The organism is Roseixanthobacter liquoris, assembly GCF_043195135.2.
Lineage (GTDB): Bacteria > Pseudomonadota > Alphaproteobacteria > Rhizobiales > Xanthobacteraceae > NCEH01.
Genome location: NZ_CM195537.1, coordinates 1,573,517 through 1,600,337 on the forward strand (window position 1 = coordinate 1,573,517; position 26,821 = coordinate 1,600,337).

The 26,821-nt window shown below is 71.2% G+C and carries 1 protein-coding gene; it reads right to left on the reverse strand.

Annotated elements, in window-relative coordinates:
• Positions 1-131: 131 nt before the first annotated feature.
• Positions 132-26,702 carry a PKD domain-containing protein gene (locus V5F84_RS07080; RefSeq protein WP_509277174.1) on the reverse strand — a complete coding sequence of 8,857 codons (26,571 nt, stop codon included), beginning with the start codon at positions 26,700-26,702 and terminating at the stop codon, positions 132-134.
• Between the last annotated feature and the right edge of the window lie 119 nt (positions 26,703-26,821).

Sequence of the window (26,821 nt, forward strand, 5' to 3'; positions counted from 1 at the left end):
GCGTGAATCCGGCAGAAGCGTGCTGCGGCTTCGCGGCCGGACTGGCGATCGGGACTGACACGCGTTCGGCGCACCGGGCGTGCTGAAGGCGCTTGATACATCATTTGGGAGCACCGGCTCCGGCGCATGGCTCAGCCGTGCGGGGCATGCGCCTCCCATCCTTCCGGCGCATCCAGGGCATCGCCACCCAGCATCCAATCGGCCTCGGTGCCGAGTTGCAGCGCCTGCCGCAGCTCCCGCGCCCTCTGCCGGCGGGTTTTCGCCGCATGCCGGTCGGCGGCCGTGAGGCTGAACAGGCCGTAGGCGGCCGCCGAGGCGAAGCCCATGTCCACCGGGGCGGTCTGCCCGGCCGCGCCGTCGTCGCTGCGAATGGCGATGAACGGGCGCCCGGCGGACGGGACGGCGGACGGCGACTGGAACGGGCCGGCGAGCTGCGCCTGGGGCAGCAGGATGCCGGATTGCGCGATCCCTTCCAGGCGCGTGAGCGGGAGCGGCGGCGCCTCGATGGCGGAATGGGTCGTGCACCCCGCCGTGGCGACCTGGCAGTCGCCGGACCGCGACGGCACATCCGTGTGGCCGTGATCCTGCTGCGGGTTCGGCGCCGGGTCCTGGCCGTGCACGCGGCCCTGGTCCGGCACCCCATCGCCGGCCGGGTCCTGCCGGCTGCCCTGATCGGCGCCGGGGGCCCGCTCCCGACCCAGAACCGGATCCTGCCCCTGGCCCTGCCCCTGGCCCTGCCCCTGGCCCGGCTCCTGGCCGGGACCCGCATCCTGGTTGCGCGCGGGATCTTGTCCCGGCTGGGATCCCGGTTCCTGCTCGGGGCCCTGCGGTTGGCTCTGGCCGGGCTTCTTGCCGGCACCGGACCATGTCTGGGGCTTGCCGCCGCCATGGGTCTCGACATGATGGTCGTTGCCCGTGCTGGCCGCAGACCCGATCATCGCGCCCGGCGTGTTCTGCGGCCCCGGGCCCGTGCCGAAGAAGGCCGGTCCCCCGTTGCCGCGCGGAGCGATGGGGCTGCCGTCCCCGCCCGCGCGAGTCCCGGTTCCGCCGGCGAGAAGGTTCGCAAGCGCGGCCGCACTGTCGTTTTGCGTGCCGCCGTCATTGGCGGAGGCGAATGGCGAGCCGGGATTGATCAGCCGCACCGTTAAGGTGCTGTCCTGGGAGGGCGTGCCCGCAGTGTCGACCGCGGTGACGATGACCGTGAAGGCGCCTTCGTGCCGGTAGCGATGCGTGGCCGAGAAGGTTCGTGCGAGCGGATCGACGTCCACTTCGCTGGTGAAGCTGTCACCCCAGGTGATCGTCACCTTGTGGGCATCGAGGGCACCGTCGTCGCGCACCCGGCCGCTCACCAGGACCTGGCCGGGGCCGCCGGCCTTGGTGATGGACAGATCCTCGAAGGCCGGCGCGACGTTGCGGACCAGGACGGCGGCATTCGCCTCGACGCTTGCGCCGGCATTGTCGGTGGCGCGGACCAGGACGGCATAGGCATCGGTGCCCTTGCCGGCGGAGCGGGCGTCGTCGGCATAACGGTGGCTGGCGCGGAAGGTGCCGTCCGCCTCCAGCGTGACGGAGGTGCCCGGATCGCCCGGGGCCTCGTCGCCCCAGAACACCACCAGCGTGTGGGTATCGCGCAGGCCGGGGTCGGTGACGCGGCCGGTGAGCGTGGCGGTGCCGCCTTCGTCCAGCGTGGCGTCCAGCGTCACGCCGGCGAGGCTCGGGGCGACATTGTCCACCCGCACGGACCGCGCCAGCGGCGCCGCGCCGGCGGCGCGGTTGTCGCGCACGGAGACGCTGACCGCATAGGCATCGCTGCGTCCGCCGAAGCTTTGGCCGTCATCGGCATAGGAATGGGTGAGATCGATGGTCCGTTCGCTGGCGGCGAAGGCATAGTCGCTCACCGTGCCGTCGCCCCAGTCCACCGTGAGGACATGGGTGTCGCGGGTGCCGGCATCGAGGATCGTGCCGGTGAGGCGGGCGGTGCCGCCTTCCCGGATCGCGGGGGTGAGGAGGAGGTCGGCGAGCGTCGGCGTGGCGTTGATGATGAGAACGCTGCGCTCGACGCGCGCCTCGGCGCCCGCATTGTCGCCGGCGACGATTGTGACGCGATAGGCGTCGGCGTTCAGGCCGGCGGAACGGGCATCGTCGAGATAGCGATGGGTTGCGGTGAAGGTGCCGTCCGCCGCGAGGCGGACCTGTTCGCCCAGGGCGCCTGGGGCCTCATCGCCCCAGGTGACCGCCACCGTCAACAGGTCGCGGGTGCCCGCGTCGCTCACGCGCCCGGTGAGGGTGACGATGCCGTTCTCCTCCGCCGACGCGTTCACCGTCACATCCGACAGAACCGGCGCGACGTTGCGAACGGTGACGGGGACGCTCGATTGAGTCTGGGCGCCGGCATTGTCGATCGCCGTCACCACCACGCCATAGGCGTCGGTGTGCCCGCCGGCGGAGCGGGCATCGTCGAGATACCGATGGGTGGCGGAGAAGGTGCCGTCGGGCGCGAGGCGCACCCGTTCGGCCGGGCCGCCCGCCGCTTCGTCGCCCCACAGGATGCTGACCTCCTGGGTGTCGCGCAGGCCGGGGTCGGTGAGGGCGCCGGTGAGGATCACCACGCCGTTTTCATCCACGACCGGCGTCACCGTCACGCCCGAGAGCGTCGGCGCGACGTTGCGGACCAGGACGGCGGCATTCGCCTCGACGCTTGCGCCGGCATTGTCGGTGGCGCGGACCAGGACGGCATAGGCATCGGTGCCCTTGCCGGCGGAGCGGGCGTCGTCGGCATAACGGTGGCTGGCGCGGAAGGCGCCGTCCGCCTCCAGCGTGACGGAGGTGCCCGGATCGCCCGGGGCCTCGTCGCCCCAGAACACCACCAGCGTGTGGGTATCGCGCAGGCCGGGGTCGGTGACGCGGCCCGTGAGCGTGGCGGTGCCGCCTTCGTCCAGCGTGGCGTCCAGCGTCACGCCGGCGAGGCTCGGGGCGACATTGTCCACCCGCACGGACCGCGCCAGCGGCGCCGCGGCGGCGGCGCGGTTGTCGCGCACGGAGACGCTGACCGCATAGGCATCGCTGCGTCCGCCGAAGCTTTGGCCGTCATCGGCATAGGAATGGGTGAGATCGATGGTCCGTTCGCCGGCGGCGAAGGCATAGTCGCTCACCGTGCCGTCGCCCCAGTCCACCGTGACGACATGGGTGTCGCGGGTGCCGGCATCGAGGATCGTGCCGGTGAGGCGGGCGGTGCCGCCTTCCCGGATCGCGGGGGTGAGGAGGAGGTCGGCGAGCGTCGGCGTGGCGTTGATGATGAGAACGCTGCGCTCGACGCGCGCCTCGGCGCCCGCATTGTCGCCGGCGACGATTGTGACGCGATAGGCGTCGGCGTTCAGGCCGGCGGAACGGGCATCGTCGAGATAGCGATGGGTGGCGGTGAAGGTGCCGTCCGCCGCGAGGCGGACCTGTTCGCCCAGGGCGCCGGGGGCCTCGTCGCCCCAGGTGACCGCCACCGTCAGCAGATCGCGGGTGCCCGCGTCGCTCACGCGCCCGGTGAGGGTGACGATGCCGTTCTCCTCCGCCGACGCGTTCACCGTCACATCCGACAGAACCGGCGCGACGTTGCGAACGGTGACGGCGCGGGTGGTGGTGGAGGCGGTCACTCCATCCGTCGCCCGCAGGGTGAGGGAATAGCTGTCGGCGGCCGCTCCGGCGGAGCGGGCATCGTCGAGATAGCGGTGCGTTGCCGTGAAGCTGCCGTCCCCGGCAATCACGAGCGACTGTCCGGCCGCGCCCGGCGCCTCGTCGCCCCAGAGCACCGAAAGCTGCATCGCATCGCCGGCGCCGGCATCCGACACGCGCCCGGTGAGGGTGACGATGCCGTTTTCGTCCACCGCGCTGGCGAAGGAGAGGCCGTCCACCCGCGGGGCGAGGTTGGTGACAGCGATGTCCAGGGCGGCAGTCGCTTCCGCGCCGACGGCGTCCACGACGCGTACCGAGACGGGATAACGCTCCGCCGAAATGGCCGTGCGCGCGTCGTCCGCATAGGTGTGGGTCAGATCAATCGCGCGATCGCCGAGGGCGAGCGCCACGGTCTGCACATGGCCGTCGCCCCAGTTCACCTCCACCCGATGGGCGTCCAGAACGTCGGCATCGACGATCCGGCCGGTGAGCCGGACGGCGGCGCCTTCGGAAATGCTGCTGGCGTTGAGCTTGAGATCTGCGATCGCGGGCGGGGCGCTGGAGACGGAAACATCCAGCGCGCCGGTGCCCTGGCCGCCGTCCTTGTCGGTGATGGTGACGCGGACCGGCAGGGGCTGGCCGTTGGACGCCAGGCGAACCCCGTCCTCATATTGGTGTTGCAGCACGAAGCTGCGCTCGCCGCCCGTGAGCGTGAAGGTCTCGTGTCGCGTGGTCGCGCCGAAGCCCCAGTCGACGGTGACGGTGTGGGTGTCGAGATTGCCCGGATCGAGGAAGGTGCCGCGCAGCGTCACGCTCTCTCCCTCGACGATGGTGCTCTCATCGAGGCTGAGCACGATCTGCGTGGGCGCCACATTGGCGACCGGCACCCGCGCGGTGTTGGTGGCGATGCCGAAATCCTGGTCCTTCACGGTGGCGGAGACGGTATAGTCCGCCCCGCCCGAGGCATTGTCCGCATAGCGGTGCGTCGCCGTGAAGGAATAGCCGCCGCCGGCTTCCGCCTGGCGGGCGCCGGCGTCGAGCTCGGTGGTGGTTCCATCGCCCCAGGTGAAGAGGGCGGCATGGGTGTCGAGGGCATCCGCGTCGGAGAACACCAGGCGGGCCGTGACCTCGCCGGATTCCTGCGCCGGGGAGGGCGACACGGTGAGCGCGCCGATGACCGGCGCCGCATTGCGCACGGCCACCGCGAAGCTGCCGGCGAGCGACGGGAGCGCTGTGCCCTCGCCCACAAGGACCCTCACCACCGTGCCCGAAGGATCCGCCGCATTGCCGCCGCCCCGCGTGAAGACGCGTGCGGCGGCGTAGGTGTTGGTGGTGCGGTTGGTGGCCGCGTCATAGACCGAGCCGGCAGGCGCGAGGAGGGCGGGCGGGCTGCCGTCGCCCCAATCCAGCTGCACCACATAGCTGCCGCCCTGGCCGGGATCGGACAGGGTGAAGGCGACCGCGACCGTTTCGCCCTTGTCGATCGTCACCACCGGGGCGTTGGCGGCGCGCTGGGCGTTCGCCGACACTCCGTTCACGGTGATGTCGCGGATCGAGGCCTGGGGATTGACGATGGTCACGGAGGTGCCGCGCTCGCCCTTGGAGGCGGGGTCGGCACGATCGGTCACGATGGCCTTCACCTGATAGCTGCCGGCCTGGGGATAGACGGCGGTGGCGGTGAAGCTGCGGTCCGCCGTATTCACCTGCACCTGGGCGCCGGACAGAATGGTGCCGTTGCCGAGGTCGATGCTCACATCGTGCTGGTCCGCGGCCCCGAGGTCCGTATAGCGGCCCGAGATCTGCACCGCCGCCATCTGGTCGACCACGCTGGCGGAGAGCGAAAGCTCCGTCACCACGGGCGCGGCATTGGCGATCCGCTGCTGGAAGGTCTGCACGTCCGTGCCGCCCTCCAGATCGCTCAGCGTGACCGTGACGTTATAGCTGCCGGCGCCGGAATCCTGCGCATAGCTCTTGGTCAGGTCGAAATGCGTCGCGCCGACGGCGATGTCGCGCACCGTACTGGTGCCGTCGCCCCAGTCGACGGTCAGGCGCCGCGCGTCATCGGCGCCCGCGTCGGCCATGTCGCCGGTCAGGTGGAAACTGCCGCCTTCCGAAGGCGTCGCGGTCGAGACGGCGATGGTGCTCAGGACCGGCGGCGCATTGGTGATGGCGACGGCGTGCGTGGCCGAATTGGAGACACCTTCGCTGTCGCGCGCGGAAACGGTGATGACGTAGCCCATATCGTCGCGATAGGCGTGCGAGAGCGTCTTGCTGGTTCCCGACGAGAGGGACTGCGTATCGCCATCGCCCCAATCCACGGTCCAGCCGAGGATGCGGTCGCCGGCGATCCACCACAGGTTGGGATCGACGAAGCCGGGATCATTCGCGGTCAGCGTGATCTCGTAGGGCGAGCCCTCCACCTGGGTGCCGGTGCCGGCGATATCGAGGCTCGCGGGCACGTCCGCGATGGTGACGGAGGCGTAGCCGACCGCAAGCGCGCCGCTGGGATCCTTGACCTGCCCCTTCACCACGAGCGTGCCGGACACCTGCGCGAACGCCGCGGGCACCAGGACGGAGGCGGTGGACTGGTCCACCAGGTCCCAGGTGCCGTCATTGTTGAAATCGAAATCATAGCGCAGGCGCGCCGCGTCGAAGGCCGACGCGTCCGTGGCTCCGACGAACCCGACGGACGCCTGGGCGTCGGGCGTGGTGGCGCCTTCCGTCCCGGCGTTCAACTGGGTGAAGGACAGGAAGGTGGGCGCGGAATTGGCGACCGTGAGCGCCGCTTGCCGGATCACCGATTGGGCGCTGCCGCCACTGCCATAGACCACTTCCACCGAGATGGCGTTGGCGAAGCTGCCGTTGCTGTCGATGCCGGCGGCCTTCGCCTGTGCCCAGGTCAAGGTGGGAGTGGCGCCGGAGAGCGCGGGCACCGCCACATTGTTGATGCGCCAGATATAGCCGGTCGGCGTCCCGCTCGCCGTCACGGCGAGCTGCACGGTTCCGCCGGCCGTCATGGTGGCGGGCGCGAGGGTCACCGCATTGGCGCCGCCGGGCGCCGCCGAGGGCGCGGGCATCACCACGTTCACCGCCACCGGCGCGGAGAAGGTTGCGGTCGTGGGATTGTCCTTGTCGAGCACGCCCGCCTTCACCTGGAAGGTCCCCGGCGCCTGATAGGTGTGACCGGCCTCGCGCACGCTGGCGCCGAAGGCCTGAACGGTGCCGTCGCCCCAGTCGACCTGCCAGCCCGTGGGCACGTCGGCGGCGGAGGGATCGCTGGCGGAGAAGCTGACGGTGGCGGCGTTGCCGAACGTGACCGTGCTCGCCGAAGCGACCAGGGACACGGTGGGCTTGGCGTCGGCCACGCTCACGCGCACGCTGGTGACGGCGGAAAGCCCATCCTCGTTCACCGCCTGGGCGGCGAAGGTGAAGGCGCCGTTGTCGCTGATGCCCGCCGCCAGCAGGTCGAGCCAGCCGAGGGTCAGGAGCGCCACGCCGTCCACCACGGCGGCGAACTTGTCGCCGAACTGCCCGTCGCCGTCGAGATCGAAGGAGACGACGCCGTTGGTGAGGGCGGCGCTGCCGGTGTCGGCCACATTCACCCGCAGCGTGAGGCCCGCGCCTTCCTGGGTGGCGGAGACCGGCGCGAAGGCGATGGAGGGCGGCAGCAGGGCACGGGCCGGGCCGCCGCTCGGCGGGGCCGGCGGCGGCGGGGCGATCCCGAAGCTGGAATAGACCACGCGGCCGAAGCCGGAGACGCCCACCTGGCCATTCTCGAACACCAGTGCGCCCGCCGGACTGGTGAGCGCGCCGCCCGCGGTGTAGGTGACCATGGTGCCGCTGCCGGGATCGAACACCAGCGCATCGATGCCCGCGCCGCCATTCAGCGTGGTGGTGGCACCCGCCGCGATGCCCTGGCCGGTCACGCTCACCGTGTCCACGTCGTCGCCGGCGGTGCCGCCATTGGCATCCGCGCCATAGACGGTGGTGCTGGAAGCGGCGAGGCGCACCAGGGCGAAGCTGTCCTTGCCGGCATTGCCTTCGAGCACGCTGACCGCGCCCGTGCCGGTGCCATAGACCGTGAACGTATCGTCGCCCGCGCCGCCCGAAGCATTCAGCCTGGCGTCGGTGCCGATGCGCGAGATGACGAAGGCATCGTTGCCGCCTTCGCCCGAGAGGGTGGTCTGGGTGGCGGCGCCGGCGCCGGTCGTCACCACGTCGAACGCATCGTTTCCATCGCCGCCGAGCGCGGTGATCCGCGCGCCCGCCGTCTCCGCGCGGATCGAGACACTGTCGTCCCCCGCGCCGAGATTGACGGTGGTCAGCGCGCCCACGTCGGACAGCACCACGCTGTCCGCGCCGGAGCCGGTATTGATGGTGACCGAGGTGACGCCGGCCGCCACCGCGCCGACATAAGAGATGCGGTCGGAGCCGCCGCCGGTCTCCACCACGAGGTTTTCCACGCCCGTGTGGCGCAACACCGAATCGCGCGGGGTCACGACTTCCGACAGGTCGATCTGGAAGGTGGCGATGCCGCCGCGCTCGGACAGATTGCCGACGCTGGTGACATAGACCGTGAGGACATTTCCCGTCCGGTCGCCGATGATCAGCGAACTGGCGCCGACGAGGCCGCTCGCGCCGCCCGAGCCCTGGCGGAACACCTGGATCGCGCGGCCATTGACCTTGCCGGTGGTATCGTCGCGCTCGAACACGGAGATCGCGCCGTTCGCGTTGAGGGCGAGCACGTATTTGCCCCCCGGCGCCACCGCGAAATCGCTGATCTGCGTCGCGCCGCGCGCCTCGTCCACGCCCTGGCGGACTTCCTGGATCAGGGTCGTCCCGCTGTAGACGTCGAAGCCGTTCAGCTCGGGGCGCGCGACATAGCGGATCGCGCTCGCCACGCTCTGGCCGGCCGTGCCGTCGGAGGTGGAAAGGGGCGTGCCGGAACTGGTGGTGAAGGAATAGAAATAGAGCGTGCCGGTATTGGCGTCGCGGAACAGTTGGAGCTGACCCTGTCCGCCCGTGCTGACGGTCGCATTGATGCGCACGAAGGCGCCATCCATGCGCATGTCGGTGAGGCTGGTGAAGGTGGGGCGCACGCCGGCGGGCGCGTTGTTAGCGGTGGGCACGCTGTCGAGCAGCTTGCCGTCGCGCACCACCTCGGTGGTGACGCCGGCCGCGTTGGTGGACCAAAGGGAGGCGGAGGCCGCATCCACCTTCAGCGTCGTGGTGACGCCGGAGCCCCCCGCCACGAAGGGCGTGATGGTGAAGGTATAGAGGCCGCTGCTGCCCTCCGGCGCCGCCGGCTGCGCATTGCGGGTGCCGATGCTGAAGAAGCTGAAGGTCAGCGTATTGTCGGCCGCGCGGGTGAACACCGCGACGCCGGTTTCGTTGGCGGCATTGGTGGCGTTGACCCACACCTGATTGGAGAACACGGCGATGGTGCCGAGCGCGCCCAGCTCCGAGCGTCCCTCCACGCCCTGGCGGAACGCCTGGCGCACCGTGCCGTCCTGGTCCATCACCACCAGCGTATTGGTGGATTTGTCGACGCCGTAGAACACCGTGCCCGAGGCATTGGTCGCGCGGACCGCCTCGTCGAGGCCCTGGAGATCGCTGGAGGCGGCCGCGGCGGTCTGGCCCACCTTGATATATTTGACCTGACCGTCGGCGATGGCGGTGGGCAGGCCCTTGGCGTCGAGCGAAACCGTGGTGCCGCCCGCCACCACCGAGGTGGTGAAGGCGGTGTCGGTCTCGCGCACCAGGGTGATCCAGACCGCGCCGGGCAGCAATTTGTCCACCTGGGTCACGGACGTGACCCATTGCTGCTTGGCGGCATCCCAGGTCTGGGTCAGGTAGCCGTCGACCGCGAGCGCCTTGTTCCGCTCGCCATTGACGCCGAAGGTCGGCGTATTCAGGGTGACGCCGGCGGTGGAGGCGGTGCCCGTCAGGTTCACCACGACCACCACGTCATAGCCCGTATAGTCCTGATCCAGCACCACCTTGCCGGACGTGGCGGCGGCCAGGGCCGCCATGGAGTCGAACCGCATGACGGCGACCAGGGCATTGCCGTCCGCCGCCTGCACGCCGCCGGTCGCGGCGTCGAAATCCAGGGTGCGTCCGTCGAGCAGCTTGCCGTCCTTGTCCAGCAGCAGGCCGGCATAGCCGGCGCCGTAGCTCAACCCGACGATGCGCGCCGTTTCCACGTCGCCGTCGAACATCGCATTGTGGACCCCGCCCGCCGTGGCGGGCAGGCCGGATACCGCCTGGCTGCCGACGATGTTCGGGGTGCCCGAGGCGTCGGCGGTATTGTCGAGCACGATGGTGCGCCCGCCGCCGCCCGCGCTGCCAACGGCGGCATCGCCGCCGCCGGCGCCGCCGCTGCCGCCGGACACGTTCACCGTCACGCCGGCGATCTGGATGTCGGTGGCGATGAGCTTCACCGTGCCGCCCGCGCCGCCCGCACCCCCCGCGCCGTCGCCGCCCGCGCCGCCGCGCGCGCCGTTGCCGCCGCTGCCGCCTTCGGCCCCGTTCGCGCCGTTCGCGGCGTTGTTCACGCCGCCGCCGCCGGCCGCGCCGTCCGTGCCGTCGGCGCCGGTGGAGGCCGCGCCGCCCGTCGTGCCGGCCGTGCCGGCCGAACCCGCTCCGCCGGTGGCGCTCAGCGTGCCGCCGCCCTTCGCCACGATCTTGCCCGAGGCGATAATCGCGAACGCGCCGCCGCCGCCGCCACCCGCGCCGCCGGCGCCGCCCGCGCCACCCGCTCCGCCGCCCGCGCCGTCGCCACCCTCGCCGCCCGAGCCGCCCTCGCCGCCGAGGCCGCGCGGTCCGAGGGAATCGCGCACCGCGCCGCCGCCGCCGCCGCCGGCACCGCCACCACCGCCGCCGCCCGAGCCTCCGGCGCCGCCTCCGGCGCCCGAGCCGCCCGCCGCGCCGCCGCTCCCCGCCGAAAGGGCGAGGCCCGCGCCGGCATTGCTGCCGCCGCTGCCCGCGCGGCCGTCCGCGCCCGTGCCGCCGGCGGTGCCGTCGGAACTGGTGCCGCTCGCCTGGTCCGAGGTCTTGCCGAAATAGGTGGAATTGCCGTCGATGGCCGGCGGAATGCGCTCCTGCTGGGCGACATTCGAGGTGCTGCCGGGATATCCGCCGCCGGCGCCGCCATAGGCGATGCCGTTCGTGACGATGCCGCCACCATCGCCGCCCGCGCCGGCCGTGCCCGCCGTGCCGGCCGTCGCCGCCGGAGCGCCCGTTCCGCCGGCCGTTCCGCCCGCGCTCGCCGCGCCGCCCGCTCCGCCCACGGCGCCGGACGCACCGCCGGTGCTCTGGGTTGCGCCGGTGCCATCGCTGCCCGCGGTTCCATTGCCGCCGTGATAATCGCTCCAGCCACTGTATTGGGGATCGGAGGGATCACGCCGATTGGCACGGGCGCCTGCGCCGCCTTCGCCGCCCCCGCCGCCCTGGCCGGCCGTGCCCGCGGCGCCGCCGGTTCCCCCGGCGGCCGCCGTGCCGCCGCCGCCGCCGCCCGCGCCCGAAATCCCGGCCGTGTCCAGCGCCCCGCCGGCCCCCTCCTGGGCGTTGCCGCCATTGGCCTGCAACGTGACGTTCGCGCCGATCTCCACGTCGCCCAGCACATTGAGCGCCAGGGCGCGCGCGCCGACCACCTGCACGGTGGTGTTGTCGGTGATCTTCAGGTTGCCCACCACGGTGAGCGTGGCGACGCCGGTCGCGTTATCCACCGACCAGGACATCCGGTACGGCTGGCCGCCGGTGGACACGCTGCCGCTCAACGAGAGAGCCGAGGTGTCGATGATGAGGGTGGAGGCACTCGTGGTGCCGAACTGGATCACCGGCACGGTGACCGTGTTGGCGAGCGACTTCACCGCGCTGTCGCGATCGAACAGGCGCAGCGCCTTCACGCTGTCGACGAACAGATTCCCGGTGCCGTTGAAGGTCCAGGTCACGTCGGTGAGCGCGGCGAAATCGTCACCGAACTGGATGGTGCGGCCGGTCGCGTCCACGGAGAGGTTCGCGAGCGTCACCGTCTGCCCGGACAGCGTGGTGCCGGTGAGGGTGAGCGTGCCGCTCGCGCCGTCGGCGAGGCGCGCGGTGAGGCCCTGGAGGCTGAAGACGCCGCCCGCCGGGGAGGTCTTCATGGTCACGGTCGTGCCGGCGGTGGACTGGAGCACGCGCCCGCCATCGTCCACCAGCGCGAGGTCGGAAACCGCCTTCGCCACCGGAATGGTGAAGCTGAACCCATCCTCGGAATAGGTGCGCGTGCCCATGGTGCCGTCGAACGACACCACGCCCAGGATCACGGACAGGCGGTCGAAATCCGCTTGCGGATTGGCTTGGTTGACGATGCTCGGATCGGCCGACATCAGCACCAGGTCGCCGTTGATCACGCCGGTGACGTCGCCGCCGGTGCCGGAGGTGACGGTCAGGCTGTCGCTGCCGCCCGTCCCCGCCTTCAGCACGAATTCGCTCGCGCCGTCCGCGTCCAGCACGGTGAGGGGCGCGCCGGTCGCCTCGCTCAGGATCCCGCCATTATAGGCCCATTTGCGCGAGACCGCATTGGAGCTGTCGTCCGCGACGAAGCGTTCGACCACCTTGGTGAGCTGGGAGAAGCGTGCGGTGATGCTGGCATCGAGGGTCTGCGGGATCACGACGGACAGCGTGTCGGTGCCCGCCTCGCCGTCCACGAACACGGCGCCGCCGATGCTGACGGCGCGGATTTCGTCGTTGCCGCCGCCGGCGCGCACATTGATGCGCAGCGCCCCCTGGGCCAAGGCGGTGGTGTTGAGCGTGATGGTATCGTTGCCGGAGCCGAGCGCCACGTCGACGCCCTCGATCCCGCTGGAGCTGAAGGCTCCGCCCAGCAACCCGTCGAACGCGACGCCGCCGGCCTGGTCGTGAATATTGACCGCGAGCGCGTCGGTGGCGCCGGAGCGGTCGAGTACCACCGTGTCCTCGTTGCCCGCCCCGCCGTCCACGGCGATGTTCGTGGCGCCCGCGCCCAGCACCAGTCGGTCGTTGCCCGCGCCGAGGTTCGCCGTCACCAGGAAGGCGGAGCGGGCGAGGCTCACCGTGTCGGCGCCCCCATTGGTGCCGATGCGCAGCGCCCCGATGGCGCCGTTGATCGCCACCGTGTCGGCGCCGCCGCCCAGCTGCACGTCGGTGGTGCCGCCGAAGCCGGAGAAGCGGGCGAGCATCGTCGCGGCGCCGGTGTCGGTCTTGTAGGTCGCGGTGCCGCGCGCGGCGGCGTCCGCGTCGAGCGTGAAGGCGATATTGGCGACGTCGTCCGCCTTCATCGCGAACGCGACGGCATCGTCCGCGCCGCCGATGGCCGTGACGGCGGACGTGATCTGGAGGAAGGCATTGGCGATGGAGGCATCGCCCACCGTGATGGTGTCGCTGCCGAGCCCCGCCTCGATGGTGGTGGCGACGAGCGCCGCGCTGGCCTTCACGATGAAGCTGTCGTCGCCCTTGCCGAGCTTGACGTTCAGCGTCTCGATGCCGCCCGCGATGCTGTTGTAGGCGCCGAAATCGATGGCCGCGGGTCCGAGCCCCGACACCCGCAGGCCGCCCGTGTCGAGCACGCCCGCAAGATTGGCCGTGGCGGCGGACGCATCGACCACCAGCGCGTCGGTGCCGGCGCCGCCGCGGATGCGCAGCAGGTTCGCAACGCCGCCGGCCACCACGTTGACGGTATCGTCGCCGGCGCCGAGATCGAGCAGCGTCTCGATGGCCGTCGCGCGCACGCTGGCCGTGTCGGCGGCTGCGCCGGTGCGGATTTCCAGGGTGTCGCCGGCGGTCGCGCCGGACAGATCCAGACGGCCGGTGCCGCCGAAGCCCGAGACCCGCGTGGACAGGTTTCCGCCCGCGCCGACCGTGTCGAGGGTCAGCGCCGCATTGGGGGCGCCGGACAGGTCCAGCAGAACCGTGTCCGTGCCGTCGCCGCCAACCACGGCGACGGTGCCGGCGATCGCGAACGGGTTCGCCGCGGCGATGCTGATGGAATCCGCTCCGCCGAGCCCGTTGACCGTGAGGGCGGTGCCGCTCTCCACGCGGTTGAGGACGATGCTGTCCGCCTCGCCGCCGCCATTGACCGTGACGACGGCGGCCTTCAGCACGCCGGAGAGGGTCACGATGCTGCCGTAGATGTCGGTGACGGCGGATGTGGCCGCATCCCCGTTCAGGATGATGCCGCCTGCCCCTCCCGCCTCGACGCGTGCGCCGGCGCCGACGGTGAGATTGTCCGCCGCGTTCAGCGTCACCGTTCCCGCCGAGGCGCGCACGAGGCTGTTGCCGTCGAGCGTCATGGACTGGGTGTTGGAACTGGTCTCCACCGTGGAGACGACGATGTCGCCGGTCGTGGACAGGAGGATGCCCAGGGTCAGCGACCCGGAATCGGCCACGGTGATGGAGCCGCCCGCCGTGCCGCTCAGGGTGTCCGACGACACGCGCAGCGCCTGGCCGGGGGTGCCGATGGTGGTGCCGGCGGTCAGTTGCAGGGTCGGGGCGATGATCGCGACGGCACCGTCCGTGCCGGCCGCGCGGATCGCGCCGCTCGCCGCGAGGGCGACGATGCCGTCGTCCGCGTACAGGCCCCGGTTGTCGAGGGTGCCGATGGTGAGGTCCCCCTGGGCCTCGATCCGCATCCCCTTGTTGGCGACCGCATTCACGAGGCCGGCATTGACGACCACCGCGTTGGTCGCGGTGCCGACCTTGCCCCAGTCCGCGCTCAGCGCCACGCTCGCGCCGGCAATGCGGGACTGCCCGCCGGAGCCGAGAATGTTGCCATAGCGGCTGCCGACGGACACCGCGCCCGAGCTGTCGATGCCCTTGGTGAGGATCACGTCCCTGTCGGACGAGATGGCGACGGTTTGCGCCGCGGTGCCGGAAGTCGTCACCACCGGATTGACGAACACGCCCGAAGCCGTGCCGCCTTCCACCTGGATGCTCGCCGTGGACGTGCCGCCGCTGGTGCGGATGGCGCCAAGCTGCAACACGCCGGCGGAGCGATTGTCGATGGTCACGGTGTCGAAGGCATCGACCCCGGTGAAGGTCGCGTCCAGGCCCCGGATGGTCTCCGTGGATTCCACGAAGCCGCTCGCCACCTTCTGCGTGTCGGCGTCATAAGCGGTGGGGGTGATGCGGAACAGCGCGCGCGAGGGGCCCGCCTGGCCGAACAGGATGTCGGACACGATCACCCGGTCGTTGGTCACCACCACGTCGACATCGATGCCGGCCTGCGTGACCCGGCCCTGCGCGTCGATGGTGATGGAGGGCCGCGACGGCCCGGCGAGGCTCACCTTGCCGTTGAAATTGATGTCGCGGTTATAGACCACTTCCCGCACGGTCGTGGCATCGCCGAGATCGATCAGCGCGGAATGCTTCTGGGCGCTGCTGATCAGCACCGCGTCCGGCTGCGCGTCGGCGAGCACATCCACCGTGCGGGCGGAGATCGTGACGTTGCGCGCGACCGCGATGGTGGTGTCTGTCTGGCCGTGGAACCGGCTGGTGCTGTCCGTGTCGCCGCCGATGCCGGTCATGCGGGCATTGGCGTTGGAGCGTTCGTCGATCCGGTATTGGGACGCCTTCAGCGTCACCGCGTCGGCGGTGAGGGCGGCGATGCCGGAAATGCTGACGCTGGCGAGGGAGCCGGTGCCGCCCACCTCGGAGGTCGCATCGGTGTCGCTTACGCCGGCGGTGGTGAGCCCCTCGGCCGCGGACGTCAGCTTCAGGCCGTTGACGGTCGCCAGCACATTGAGGGCCTGCCCGGCCGAGAGCACGTCCGCCTGCACGTCGGTGACGGCGGTGCTGTTCTGGATCACCTTCGTGGCGGCGTCCGATCCCGCCGCGCCGCCGAGCGAATTGGTCTTGGCGACCGCCGCGATGTCGCTGGCGGTGCGGGAATCGATGGTGAGATTTCCGCCCGCCCGCAATTCGGCGCCGGGCCGCACCCGGGTCGCCACCGTGCTGGTGTTGGTCGCGCTCGCGTTCGCCAGCGATCCGGCGATGGCGCCGCCGCTGCCGCCGATGGCGGTCGCGCTGACTGTCTGTGAGGAGGCGCTCACCAGGTCGAGGTTGCCGCTCGCGGAGAGGATCGCGTCTCCCTCGATGGTGGTGGTGCTCACCTGGCCGGCCACGGCCTCCGCCTTGGCGAGCACCACCGAGCGCAGCGCGAGGCTGCGCCCGTCCGCGCTCGCGGAGATATCGAGACCAGCGTCCGTGCCGATGGAAACGCTGGATCCGATGATCCGGGCACCCGCGCCCACGCTCACGGTGGTCTGCGGCGCCGCATCCACGTTCACCAGCAGGCCGGCGCCGGAATAGAGAGCGAGCGAGGAGGACTGGCCCGAGGCCGTCACCGTCGCGCGGCTCTGGGCGAGGAGGGTGAGGTCGCGCCCGCGCAGGCTCGCGCCCGTGCCCACCGACACCGACGTGCGCGGATTGGCGATGACGCTCACCACCACGACGCCGACCGCGAGGGCGCCGAGCTGGCCGCCCTCCACCTTGGCGTCCCGGATGGTGGAGGTGGAATCCGCCTTCACGCGCAAGATGCCGTCGGTATTCAGGTCCGCATTGGCGCCGACCGTGGCGGTGGTGGAGCCGCCGACATCGATCAGCACCACGCCGGCCTGGGCGCTCAGTCCGCCGGCCGAGAGCGCGAGCGCCATGGGAATGGCATGCCCCAGCACGCTCGCGTCGCGCGGCTTGATCAGCGTGCTGCGCACCGCGTCCACGGTGATGGAGGAGGCGCGTGCGCCGTCTGCGTCCGCGCCGATCTGCGTCTCGTCGCCGATCGCGGCCACGACGTCCACATCCTGCGTTGCCGACAGCAGGGCGACGCCCACCGCCACCCCGCCGACCGTGGCGGCGGTTACGCTCTGCGCCAGCACGTCGGTGCTGGCGGCGCGCACGCTCACCGTGCCGACCTGGGTCAGGATGGCGCCGTCGTTCGGGCCGGCGGATTGCGCCGCCGCGGAGCCGATGGCCGGCCGCGCGCCGATGAAGGCCGAGACGGAACTCGCGTCCTTGATCACGGCCACCGCCCCGCCGAGGGCGAAGCCGCCGCCGGCGCCGGCGAAGCCGAGCACGTCGAACACACTGTTTCGGTTGGTCGCCAGCTCCACATTGACGCGCGCGCCCGGCGCCGCGCTGGAGACGGAGACCGCCTTGCCGATATAGGCCGAGACGTCGGCGTCCACCGAGATCACCGCCACGCCGACGCCCGCGCCGACCGCGCCCAGCGCCGCGCCGCCGGCCCGCACGGTGACGTCGAGGGTCTGCGTCGCCCGCACGGCCAGGCTGCCGGCGCCGCCCGCGGCCCCCGCCTTCACCACCGCGCCGTCGCGCACCGATGCGGACGTGCCGCTCGGATCGACGTTCGTGCCCGCGCTTTCCAAGGTTGGCGCGCTCACCTGGCGGGCGCGCGCCCGCGCCTGGCGATCCGCGTCCGCCGCCCCCTGCGAGGCGCCGCCGCCGCTGCCGCCCGTGCCGAGCCGGTCGAACACCGCGCTCAGCATGTCGTTGGTGGTCGAGCTCACGTCGCCGCCCTGGCCGGTCAGGGCGTGCCCGGTCTTGCCGTCGGTCTCGTAGGTGTCGTCGAGATTGCCGCCGATGGAGAACACGACCACGCCGCCCGCCGCCGCGCCGAGCCCGGCGCCGGCGCTGATGGCGGTGGCGTCCACGGCCCAGTCGGAGGTGGCGGCGATCTCGATCGAGCGGGCCGCCGTCACCTGGGCGGCGGGGCCGATCGAGGCCTTGGTGTCGTTGCGCAGGGTGCCGAGGGCGATCGAGCCGCCGCCGGCGACAAGTCCGATACCGCCGGCGCCGGTGATCAGCGTCAGGTCGGCGGTGTTCGTGGCGGCGATGCGGACGTCCCGCGCGGTGACCACCGGGGCGCGGCCGGCATTCTCGCCGATGGCGGCGGTGGTGTCGGAATCCATGTCCACATAAGCGACCGAGCCGCCGATGCCGGCGATCAGGCCGCCGCCGAGGCTCGCCGCCACCGTGGTCAGCTCCTCCGACGAGGTCGCCTCGACCGAAACCGTGCCGTCGGTGGCGGTGATCGAGGAGCCGTCTCCGATCAGCGCCTTGGTGGTCTTTTCGAAGGAGATATAGTCGACCGCACCCGCGCCGCCGGCCGTGCCGCCGATGCCGGCCGCGCCGGCCACCTGGATCAGGTCGGTGGTGTCCGAGGCGGTCACGCTCACGTCCGCGCCGCTCGTCACGGTCACCCCGCCGTCGATGCTGGCGAGGGTCGTGGTGTCCAAGGTGGCGATGGTGAAGCTGCCGGCGAGGCCCACGACGCCAGCGGCGCCGGCGCCGGCGCCCACCAGGATCAGATCGGCGCTCGCGTGCGCGCTCACGCTCACGTCGCCGCCGGCACTCACGAGCGTCGGTGTGCCCTGCGTGCCGAGGATGCGAGCCTGGGTCTCGCCCGAGAGGATCACGCCGCTGACGCCGATCGCGCCCGACGCGGTGCCCGACGCCGCGAGCCCGCCGCCGACGCTCACTGTCTCATAGCTGCGGCCGGCGGCGACGAAGACTTCGCTCTCGGAAGAGGGGGAGGCCCCGTCATTGATCTTCGCGCCGGCGCGGATTTCGGCGCTGGTATCGATGTCGTGGATCGCGACGCTGCCGGCCAGCGCGCCGGAGGCGGTGCCGCCGATGGCGAGCCCGGCGCCCACGCCGACGAACGAGGTCGTGTTGACCGCGACCACCGACAGGCCCCGGTGCGTGCTGCTGGCCGCGGCGGCATGGGCGTTGTCGTCGAGATCCCGGGAGAACGACTCGTTATCCACTTCCGGTGCGCGCGGGGCGAGCACCGGCGTTAGCGCGTGGCGCGAGACATGGGCGAGGTCGGTGTCGGTGAGCGCGATGCGGTCCGCGGCAAGGCCCGCCTTCGCGGCCTCGGCGGTGCGGTAAAGCGCGAAGGTGTTGGCATCCACCCGGCCGACATAATACCGCCCGCCGTCCGTGAGGCCGCCGAGCGTCTCGCCCTCGGTCACGTAGGTCACCTCCTGTCCGGAGGCATAGCCATGGCCGGCGACGGTGATCAACGTGCCGGTCACCGCGGTGTCGTCGAAGCCGACGCTGCCGGGAGTGGTGGAAGTGTCGGGCGCGGTGTCGGCGGAGGCGGTGAAGGTGCCGTCCTCCACCGCAGCGCCCGTCCAATTGCCGAGGGCGGTGACGCTGGCGCCCTGGCCGACATAGGCCTCGGTGTCGACGGTGAGAATGCCGAGCGCCAGGGGCACGCCGATGGCGGCCGTGCCGCCAACGGACAGATTGGCGGAAATGGTGGTCAGCGACAGGTCGGAATTGGCGCGCACCACCACATTGCCGTCGCTGTCCACGGAGGCGCCGTCGCCGATGAAGGCGCGTGTCGTCAGGTTCGCCACCGATATGCCGGCGGTGAGGGCGCCGGCGGCTGTGCCGCCCACCGCGCCCGCGGCGGAAATGCCGAGGTTCGAGGCGCTGTCCTGCGCCGAGACCACCACGTTCGAGCGCCCGGAAACGCTGGCGCCGGAGGCGATGGAGGCTTCCACCGTGCGGGTGATCACGCCCGCGTCGATACCGGCGCCGACACCGTTCGAACCGCCGATGGCGAGCGAGCCGGCGACGCCCGTGAGGGTGAGATCGCCGCGCGCGGCCACCACCACGTCGCGCTCCGAGGTCACGCGGCCGCCGCTGCGGTCGGCCTTGCCGATGGTCGCCTTCACGCTGTCGCTGACGGAGGTGGCGCTGATGGCGCCCGCCAGGGCCGAGCTGCCCGCGAGCGAACCGGCCGCGGCGATCAGCAGCAGCGGCAGCGTCGAGCTGGCCTCGACGCCCACGCCCAGCCGGTCCGCGCCGTCGAGATCCTTGAAGGCGGCGCGGCGCCCGCCGGCGGAAACCACGGCGCCGGAGGCGATCCGCGCCTCGGTGACATTGGCCACCGCGAGCAGCGTCGCGGACAATCCGACCGCGACGCTGCCGGCGGCCATCGACGCCTGCCCCGCGACGGCGGTCACCGTGGCCTCGTTCGCGGCGCGCACGCGGGCATTGTTGCCGGCCTCGACCACGGACGTGCCGTCGATGCCGGCCGCGACCTTGTCCTTGATCACCTCCACCGAGACCGACCCGCCGAGGGCGGATTGCGCGCCGCCCGCGAAGCCGAGCGACATGGTCTTGATGGCCGCCTTCTGCGTCGCCGCCACGTCCACGTCGCCGTCGGCCCGCACGAAGGCGCTCTGCGTCGCGCCGTCGAACTGCCCCTGGCCGCCGACCGCGATGGTGCTTTCCACGGAATTGACGATGAAGTTCACGCCCACCGCCGCGCCCACGCCGGTCTGGCCCAGGGAGAGACCGACGCCACCCGTCAGCGAGCGGATGGAGGAGCGATCCTGCGCGGTCACCGAGACATCGCCGCCGGTCAGAGGGTCGATCTGTTCGGCGTCGATGAAGCTCAGGCCCGAGATGGCGCTGGAAACCTTATCGATGATACCGTTGGCCGAGAGCGAGGCGCCGACCGCGGTCCTGGCGCCGAGGCCTGCGCCCACCGCAAGCGACGCGATGGCGCTGTTGGAAAGCGCGGCGAGCGTGACGCCATCGCCCGAGGTGCGGACGCTCGCGGAGATGATGTCGGCGCGGGTGGTGGTGGCGATCTGGTTCCACGCCAGCGCGGCGCCGAAGCCGCTGCCGCCACCGGAGAGGCCGAGCGCGCCGGCGACGGCGGTGATGCGCGCGTCATTCTCCGCGCTCACGGAAACCGCGCCGGCCGTCACGTCCGCATTGGCCAGCGTCGCGCCCGTCACGGCGCTCTTGGAGCTGCTGAAGATCTTGCGGTCGGTGGAAATGATGTTCGCGGCCAGGGTGAAGCCGACGGATAGGTTGGACCCGCCGCCGACACCGGCGCCGATGGCATAGGCCTCGATGCTCTGGTCGTTGGTGGCGGCGACCGCGAGGTCCCCGCCGCCGAGGTCGAGTGTCGCGCGGCGCGTGGTGCCGAGCACCTGCGCCTGGGTGGATGAGGCGAGGATGTTGAGCGCCACGGAGCCGCCCATGCCGCCGCCGCTCGACGAGATTCCGGCCCCGCCGCCGATGGTGAACAGCTTCAGATTGTTGTCGGCGTTCACCTCCACGTCCGCGGCGTCCACGGGCCGGGTCGGGTCCGTGTCGTCCGGCGCGCGCTGGACATCGATGCCGTCGATGAAGGCACTGACCGTGCTGCCGAGATAGGTGCCCGATACCGAGCCGCCGAAGCCCCGCGCCTGGGCATTGGTGGTGACGCCGACGCCCACGGTGAAGGTGTCGATATCGCCGTCCTGGAGCGCTTCCACCTGCAATTTGCCCGGCCGGGTGCCGGTCGCCGGGGCGGGCTCGTCCGCCGGGGCGAGGGTGATGGTCAGCGCATTGCTCGGCGTGGGATTGGCGATGCGGTTGGCGACGAACGCCTCCACCACCGAGGTCGCCACCGACACCGAGAAGGCGCCGCCGATCGTCGTCCCGCCCTGGCCGCCATAGGCGAGCGAGGCGCCGCCGATGACGTTCAGCAGGTCCGCCGCATTCTGCGCGGAAACCGTCACGTCGGAGGCGGAGATCGCCCCGGCCGCGTCCACATAGGCGCGCACCGTGTCGTTGCCCACCCACACCGAGGCGGCGCCGGCCAGCCCGAGGCCGCTGCGCGAGGAGGGGGCCGACTTGGCTTGGTCGAGGCCGCTCGCCTGGCCCGCGGTGCTGTCGGCCGAGGAGTCCGCGTCGCCGCCCTGCATGGCGGTCGAGGGCTTCAGATCGCCGGTGAGGTCGGATTCCTGCTTGGCGCCGGCGTCCGGCTCGTCGGCGGGCGCCTCTCCCCCGCCGGGGGCGGGGCCGCTCACGGCGCCGGCGGCGATAATGTTCACCGCCGTGTTGGTGACCTTGCCTTCCACCGTCAGCTCGGAGGCGGCGATGGTGATGCGCGCCGGCTGCGTGGCATAGATGTCGCCGGCCGAATCCGCGCCGATGAAGGCGCTCACGTCGCGATCGATATTGAAGACACCGAAGCTGACGCCGATGCTCTTGGTCCCGGAGCCGCCCCAGACGAAGGCGCCGGCCAGATCGAACATATAGCCGTCGCTCTCGGCCGAGACCGTGACCGCGCCGCCGCCGGTGATCTGCGGCGCGCCGGCCGCCGTGGCGACAATCCCGGCATCGATCCGGGCGCGGGAAACCGTGACGAGGCCCGAGCCGGCGATGGCATAATTGGCGTCGTCGCCCGCCAGCGCGCCGGCCTGACTGAGGGCGACGCGGGTCAGCGTCTCGCTGGCGGTCACGTCGAGCGCGCCCTCCGCGCCGACCTTCACCTTCACGTCGCCTTCGATGCGCGCCACCGTGTCGGTCAGATACACCGCGACCCCCAGCGAGCCGCCGGCACCGGACCCGCCGCTGCGATTGAACAGGTCCACCAGGTCGCCGCCCTTCGCGGCATCGGCCAGCCCGTTCTCGCGGATCGTATCCGCCATGCCCTCGCCCAGGGACCAATTGCCGAGCCCGACGATATCGACGGTCTCGTGCACCACTTCCGCATTCACGGCGACGCTTTGATCATCGGCCGCGGCCCAGGGCAGGCCGAAGAAATCGTCCGCCGTGCGCGCGGGATCGTCCTCGCGCTGGTTGATGCGCGCGCCGCTCTGGATCTTGGCGACCGCGCTGTCGTCATACACCAGGGTGGAAATGGAACCCGACACGCCGATGGAGCCGGCGGCGCCGGTATTGGCCAGCGCCACGGACCAGTTGTTGACCAGCTGGGAGAAGCCCAGCGTGCCGTCCATCAAGGTTTCGCGGGCGTCGGCCGGGTCCTCGTTGAAGGCTTCGAGTTGCTTGTCGAAGAAGTCCGAAGGGCTTTCGCCGATCACGTCCTCGAGGTCCGCGAGGAAGGGATATTCGGTCTTGGCTTCCACCGTCACGGTGGCGGCGGCATTCACATCCGCCTGGCCGCCGATCAGCGCCTTGGTGTCGTTGTTGTAGATGCCGACGGTGACCGCCAGGGCCACCGCCTTGTCGGAGGCGGAGCCGCCATCCTCCGGCTTCACGGTCAGGCTCTTGGCGTTGAGAACGCTCTTCTGCTCGATCGCGGCCTTCACGTCCACGTCGGCGCCGGAATTGATCTGCGCGCGGGCGGCCGGATCGGTGCCCACCAGGGCGCCGACATCATGGTTGGTATAGAGGAAGGCGACGGTGCCGCCGATGCTGAGCCCGCCGTTGGCGCCGGCCTTGGGCGCCTTCTTCTCGGCGTCGCCCGCCTCTTCCGTGCCGTCCTTCACAACGGCCGTCCCGCCCTTCTTGGCGGGCGTGTCGGCGGTGGCGGCCTCATCCTGCGGCACGGCATCGTCCGCGCCGGTATCGCCGAAGAAGAAATTGGCATAATCGTCGGCGTCGTCGGACCCGCCCGCGGAGGAACCGCCGCCGGAACCGCTACCGCCCGCGTCCTCTTCCTCCTCGGCGCCGGATTCGGTCTCGGCCGCGTTCTCCAGCTCGACCTCGAGCTGGGCGTGAATGCCGACGCCCGTGGTCAGATCGGTTTCGCTGAGGCTGTGCTTGTCGCCGGTGCCGAGGGCGGTCAGGTCGATGGCATGGGCGCCGGCGACGTCGGCCGCCGACTCCACCAGGCGGAAATGGTCGGCGTCCACCACCACCACATAATAGGTGCCGTTGTCCCGCAGGCAGGAGATGGCGGCGTCCTTGAGGCTCACGTCCTGTGTCGTGACCGTGCCCTGCGCGTCCTCGACGGTCTGCTCCACCGTGCGCGTCTTGGTGGGATCGACGCGGTAGACGACCTGCTGTCCGTCCGTGAAGCCGTGGCCGACGGCGGTGATCACGTCTGTCGCGGCGTCGACATCGCGTGCCGCCGTGATGGCGACCCCGTCGCGGAGGAAGGCGAACATATGCGTGCCGCCGCCGGTCGGCGCGCCGATGTCGACCAGCGCGCTGGTGGCGGCATCCAGGAGCTGGAACGTGTCGGCGTCGATCACCCTGACGAGATAGGTGCCGGAGGTGCTCAGCCCCGGCAGCCGGTCGGTATCGCCCGACCCGTCGAGGGCATAGCGCACCGTGGTGGGATGCGTCGGATTGCTAGAAAAGCCGTGGTTGCGCAGGGTGATGGTGTTCGCCGCGGCGTTCACCCGCATCAGGCTGAGCGAGGCTTCGTGCACCGCCACCAGGCGCTGCGTCCCGCTGGCGCCGCCGGCCGCGAGGTGGATCGCATTGCCGTCGAGATCGGTGAGGCGGATGGTGTCGGCGTCCACCACCTCCACCAGATAGTCGCGGCCGTTCACCAAGCCGGAGATCGCGCCGCCGGTCGCATCGTAGCGGACCTTGTCGCCGTCGCGGAAGCCGTGGTCCTGCACGCGAAGGGTGTTCTTCGCCCCGTCCACCGGGTTCGTGGCGAGATCGATGGCGCGGGCGTCGGCGGCGTCCTCGGTGCGGAACACATGGGTTCCGAGGGCGCTGCCCTGCGCCACCTGCACGACGGTGCCGCCCAGGGTCTTCAGGCGGAACTGGCTCGCATCGATCACGTCGGCCACATAGGTCTGGCCTGCGGTGAGCCCGGAAATGGCGCTCTCGCCGGCCGGCACCTGATACAGCACCCGGTCGCCGGTCTTCAGCCCGTGCCCGTCGATGCGGATCGTGTCGCCGTCGACGGCATTGAGGCTGCCGGTCACCGCCTCCGGGATAGAGAAGGTCTGCACCGAATTCGCGTCCAGCGCGTCGGTGCCGAGGTCGAGCGTGGGCTTTTCGGCGAGCTGGAAATGATCGTCGTCAAGGGCGATCACATAATATGCCTTGCCGTCCTCCAGCCCGCCGACCGGCTCGGCCTCGACCGCGTGGCCGAGCACGGGCGAGGATTCGGCCTTGTAGAAGACCTGCTGGCCCTGGGCGAAGCCGTGCTTCTCCACCGAGAACAGATCCTGAGCGAGATCGATCACCCGCGCGTCGTCGCCGTCGAACGCGACCGTGCCTTCCGAGCTCTCGCCCTCCGGAGGGGCCGCCTGAATGGTGCCCCTGGCGTCGATGCGGCCGTCCATCCGGGTCTGGACGTTCGCCGTGCTGAAGGCCAGCGCGAGGCCGACGGCGCCCTTGGCATCACCCACCGTGGTGACGCCGGCCTCCGTCTTCATCTTCACGCTGCCCTTGGCCAGCAGATTGACGTTGCCCGCGCTGGTAATGACGACGCCGCTCTGCATCGTCACCTGGGCGTCGAGGTCGATGATGCCGACGATCACGGCCATGGACTTGGCCGTGCCGGCGGTGCCGGAGCTCTTGCCCGCCGCCTTGGCGGCGCCCTCCACCTCCAGCTCGGCTTCGGCCGTCACCAGCACGTCGCCGCCGGCCTCGATGCGCGTGGTGCCGGCCAGCGTCACGCCCACCTTGGACGCCGCGCTGCCGACGCCCACCGAGATCTGGACCCCGGTCGGACGGTCGTTCTCGTCCGGATCCACGTCCGCCTCGGGCCGGGAGGCGACCGTCGCGGTGGAGGACACCGAAACATCGCCCGACGCGCGGATCAGCGTGTCCGTGAGGGAGATGGTGGCGTCCGCGCCCTGGAAGAACACCGCCGCCGCGATATTGGACAGGCCGATGCCGGCGGCCTCCCGTCCCGGAATGGCGCTGAGCTTGTCCTTCAGCGCGTCCAGCACGAAATCCGGCAGTTCGGGCATCGCGACGCCCAGGTCCACGTCGTCCAGCGTGCCGGAACTGGCGGTGGCGCTGATCTCCACATTGCCGCCGGTGATGGTGGCGCCGGCGATGGAAAGGCCGGTGGTCTGGCGATCGAAGCTGAGTGGAACCAGGGTGCCGAGCAAGGCCCGCACGGCGGATTCACGGGCTTCCAGGGAAAGGGTGATGTCGCCTTCGTCGCCCGCGGACGGGGCGCCGGCATAGAGGGCGCTGCCGCGCCCGATGGTCAGGGCGCGCGCCGCCATGTCGATGGAGCCCGCCGCGCCGCCGGCGTCCGACGTGTCGATGCGCGCCGCCTGGGTCGATCCGCCGACGCTCAGCGTGTCGCCGATCAGGGTCACGGACCCGGCGCCGGTGGACACATTGCCGGTGACCGCGATCGACCCGCCGTTCGTGAGATAGGCGAACACCTGGTTCCCGCTCGCGCCCGCCTCCGCCGGGCCCGTGGACAGGCCGGTGAAGAAAGCCGTCGCGGAGCCGTCGAGCGCGGTGTCGGTTTCCTGCTGGTCGGCGAAGGGGTCATAGCCCCGCGCGGTCGAGACGTGCAGGTCCGCCGCGAACTCGGGATCGAGCGTGCGGACCTCGATATGGTCGCCCTGGAAAAGGGTGCGCGAGCCCGACACCTCCAGGGCCTTCAGCGGCCCCCGGAAGAGCAGGCCCGATCCGGCGGCGCCGCCCCTGTCGGCCAGCACCAGCCGTCCGTCGGTGGCGGAGGGATCGGCGTCCGCCAGCACCAGATCATTGGCGCCGGAGCGGTCGTCCCACGCGGTGAGGAAATTGGTCTTCGACTTGATCTCGACCGAGCCGACCTGATCGAACAGCACCGCGGCGACGCCGTCGACCGCGATCAGGCCCGACTTGGCAGCCACGCGGCGGACCATCAGCTCGTCGATGACCTGCGTGTCGTCGGTGGTGTCGAAGATCAGACGGTCGTCGCCCGAGGTGCCGGAGAACAGCACCTTGGTGGTGGTGGGGAAGCCTTCGCCGAGCGTGACCGTGTCATTCCCGGAGGTGCCGAGAAGGGACACCATCAGCAGGGAATCCGCGGAGTCCTCGCGCACGATCGAATTGTCGTGCGTATTGACGACCTGCAGCTTATGCGTCTTCTGCACGTCGCCCTGTTCCACCACCCGCAGCAGCACGGAACGGGAGGCGGCCCCCGGATCGATGGTGCCGAGATCGATGGCGAGCTGCGCCGTGAGGGGGTCGGCGCTGAGCAGCAGCCGCGGTTCCAGCGGCTCGAAGGACAAGGCCGGGCGTGCCTCGCGCGGCGCCAGCGCCACCCGCGAAACGGATTCGTTCAGCCAGCGCGCGAGCCCTCCCGCCCGCGCCATCTTGCTACGCACGCGCAAAACCACCCCCGAACGACTTGCGCAACCTGACCCCCACAGTCAGTCGAACCGACGCCCAGCGATGGAAGCTGGACGCACCCGTTTCGAATTGTGCTTTCTGGTATTAGCTTGGC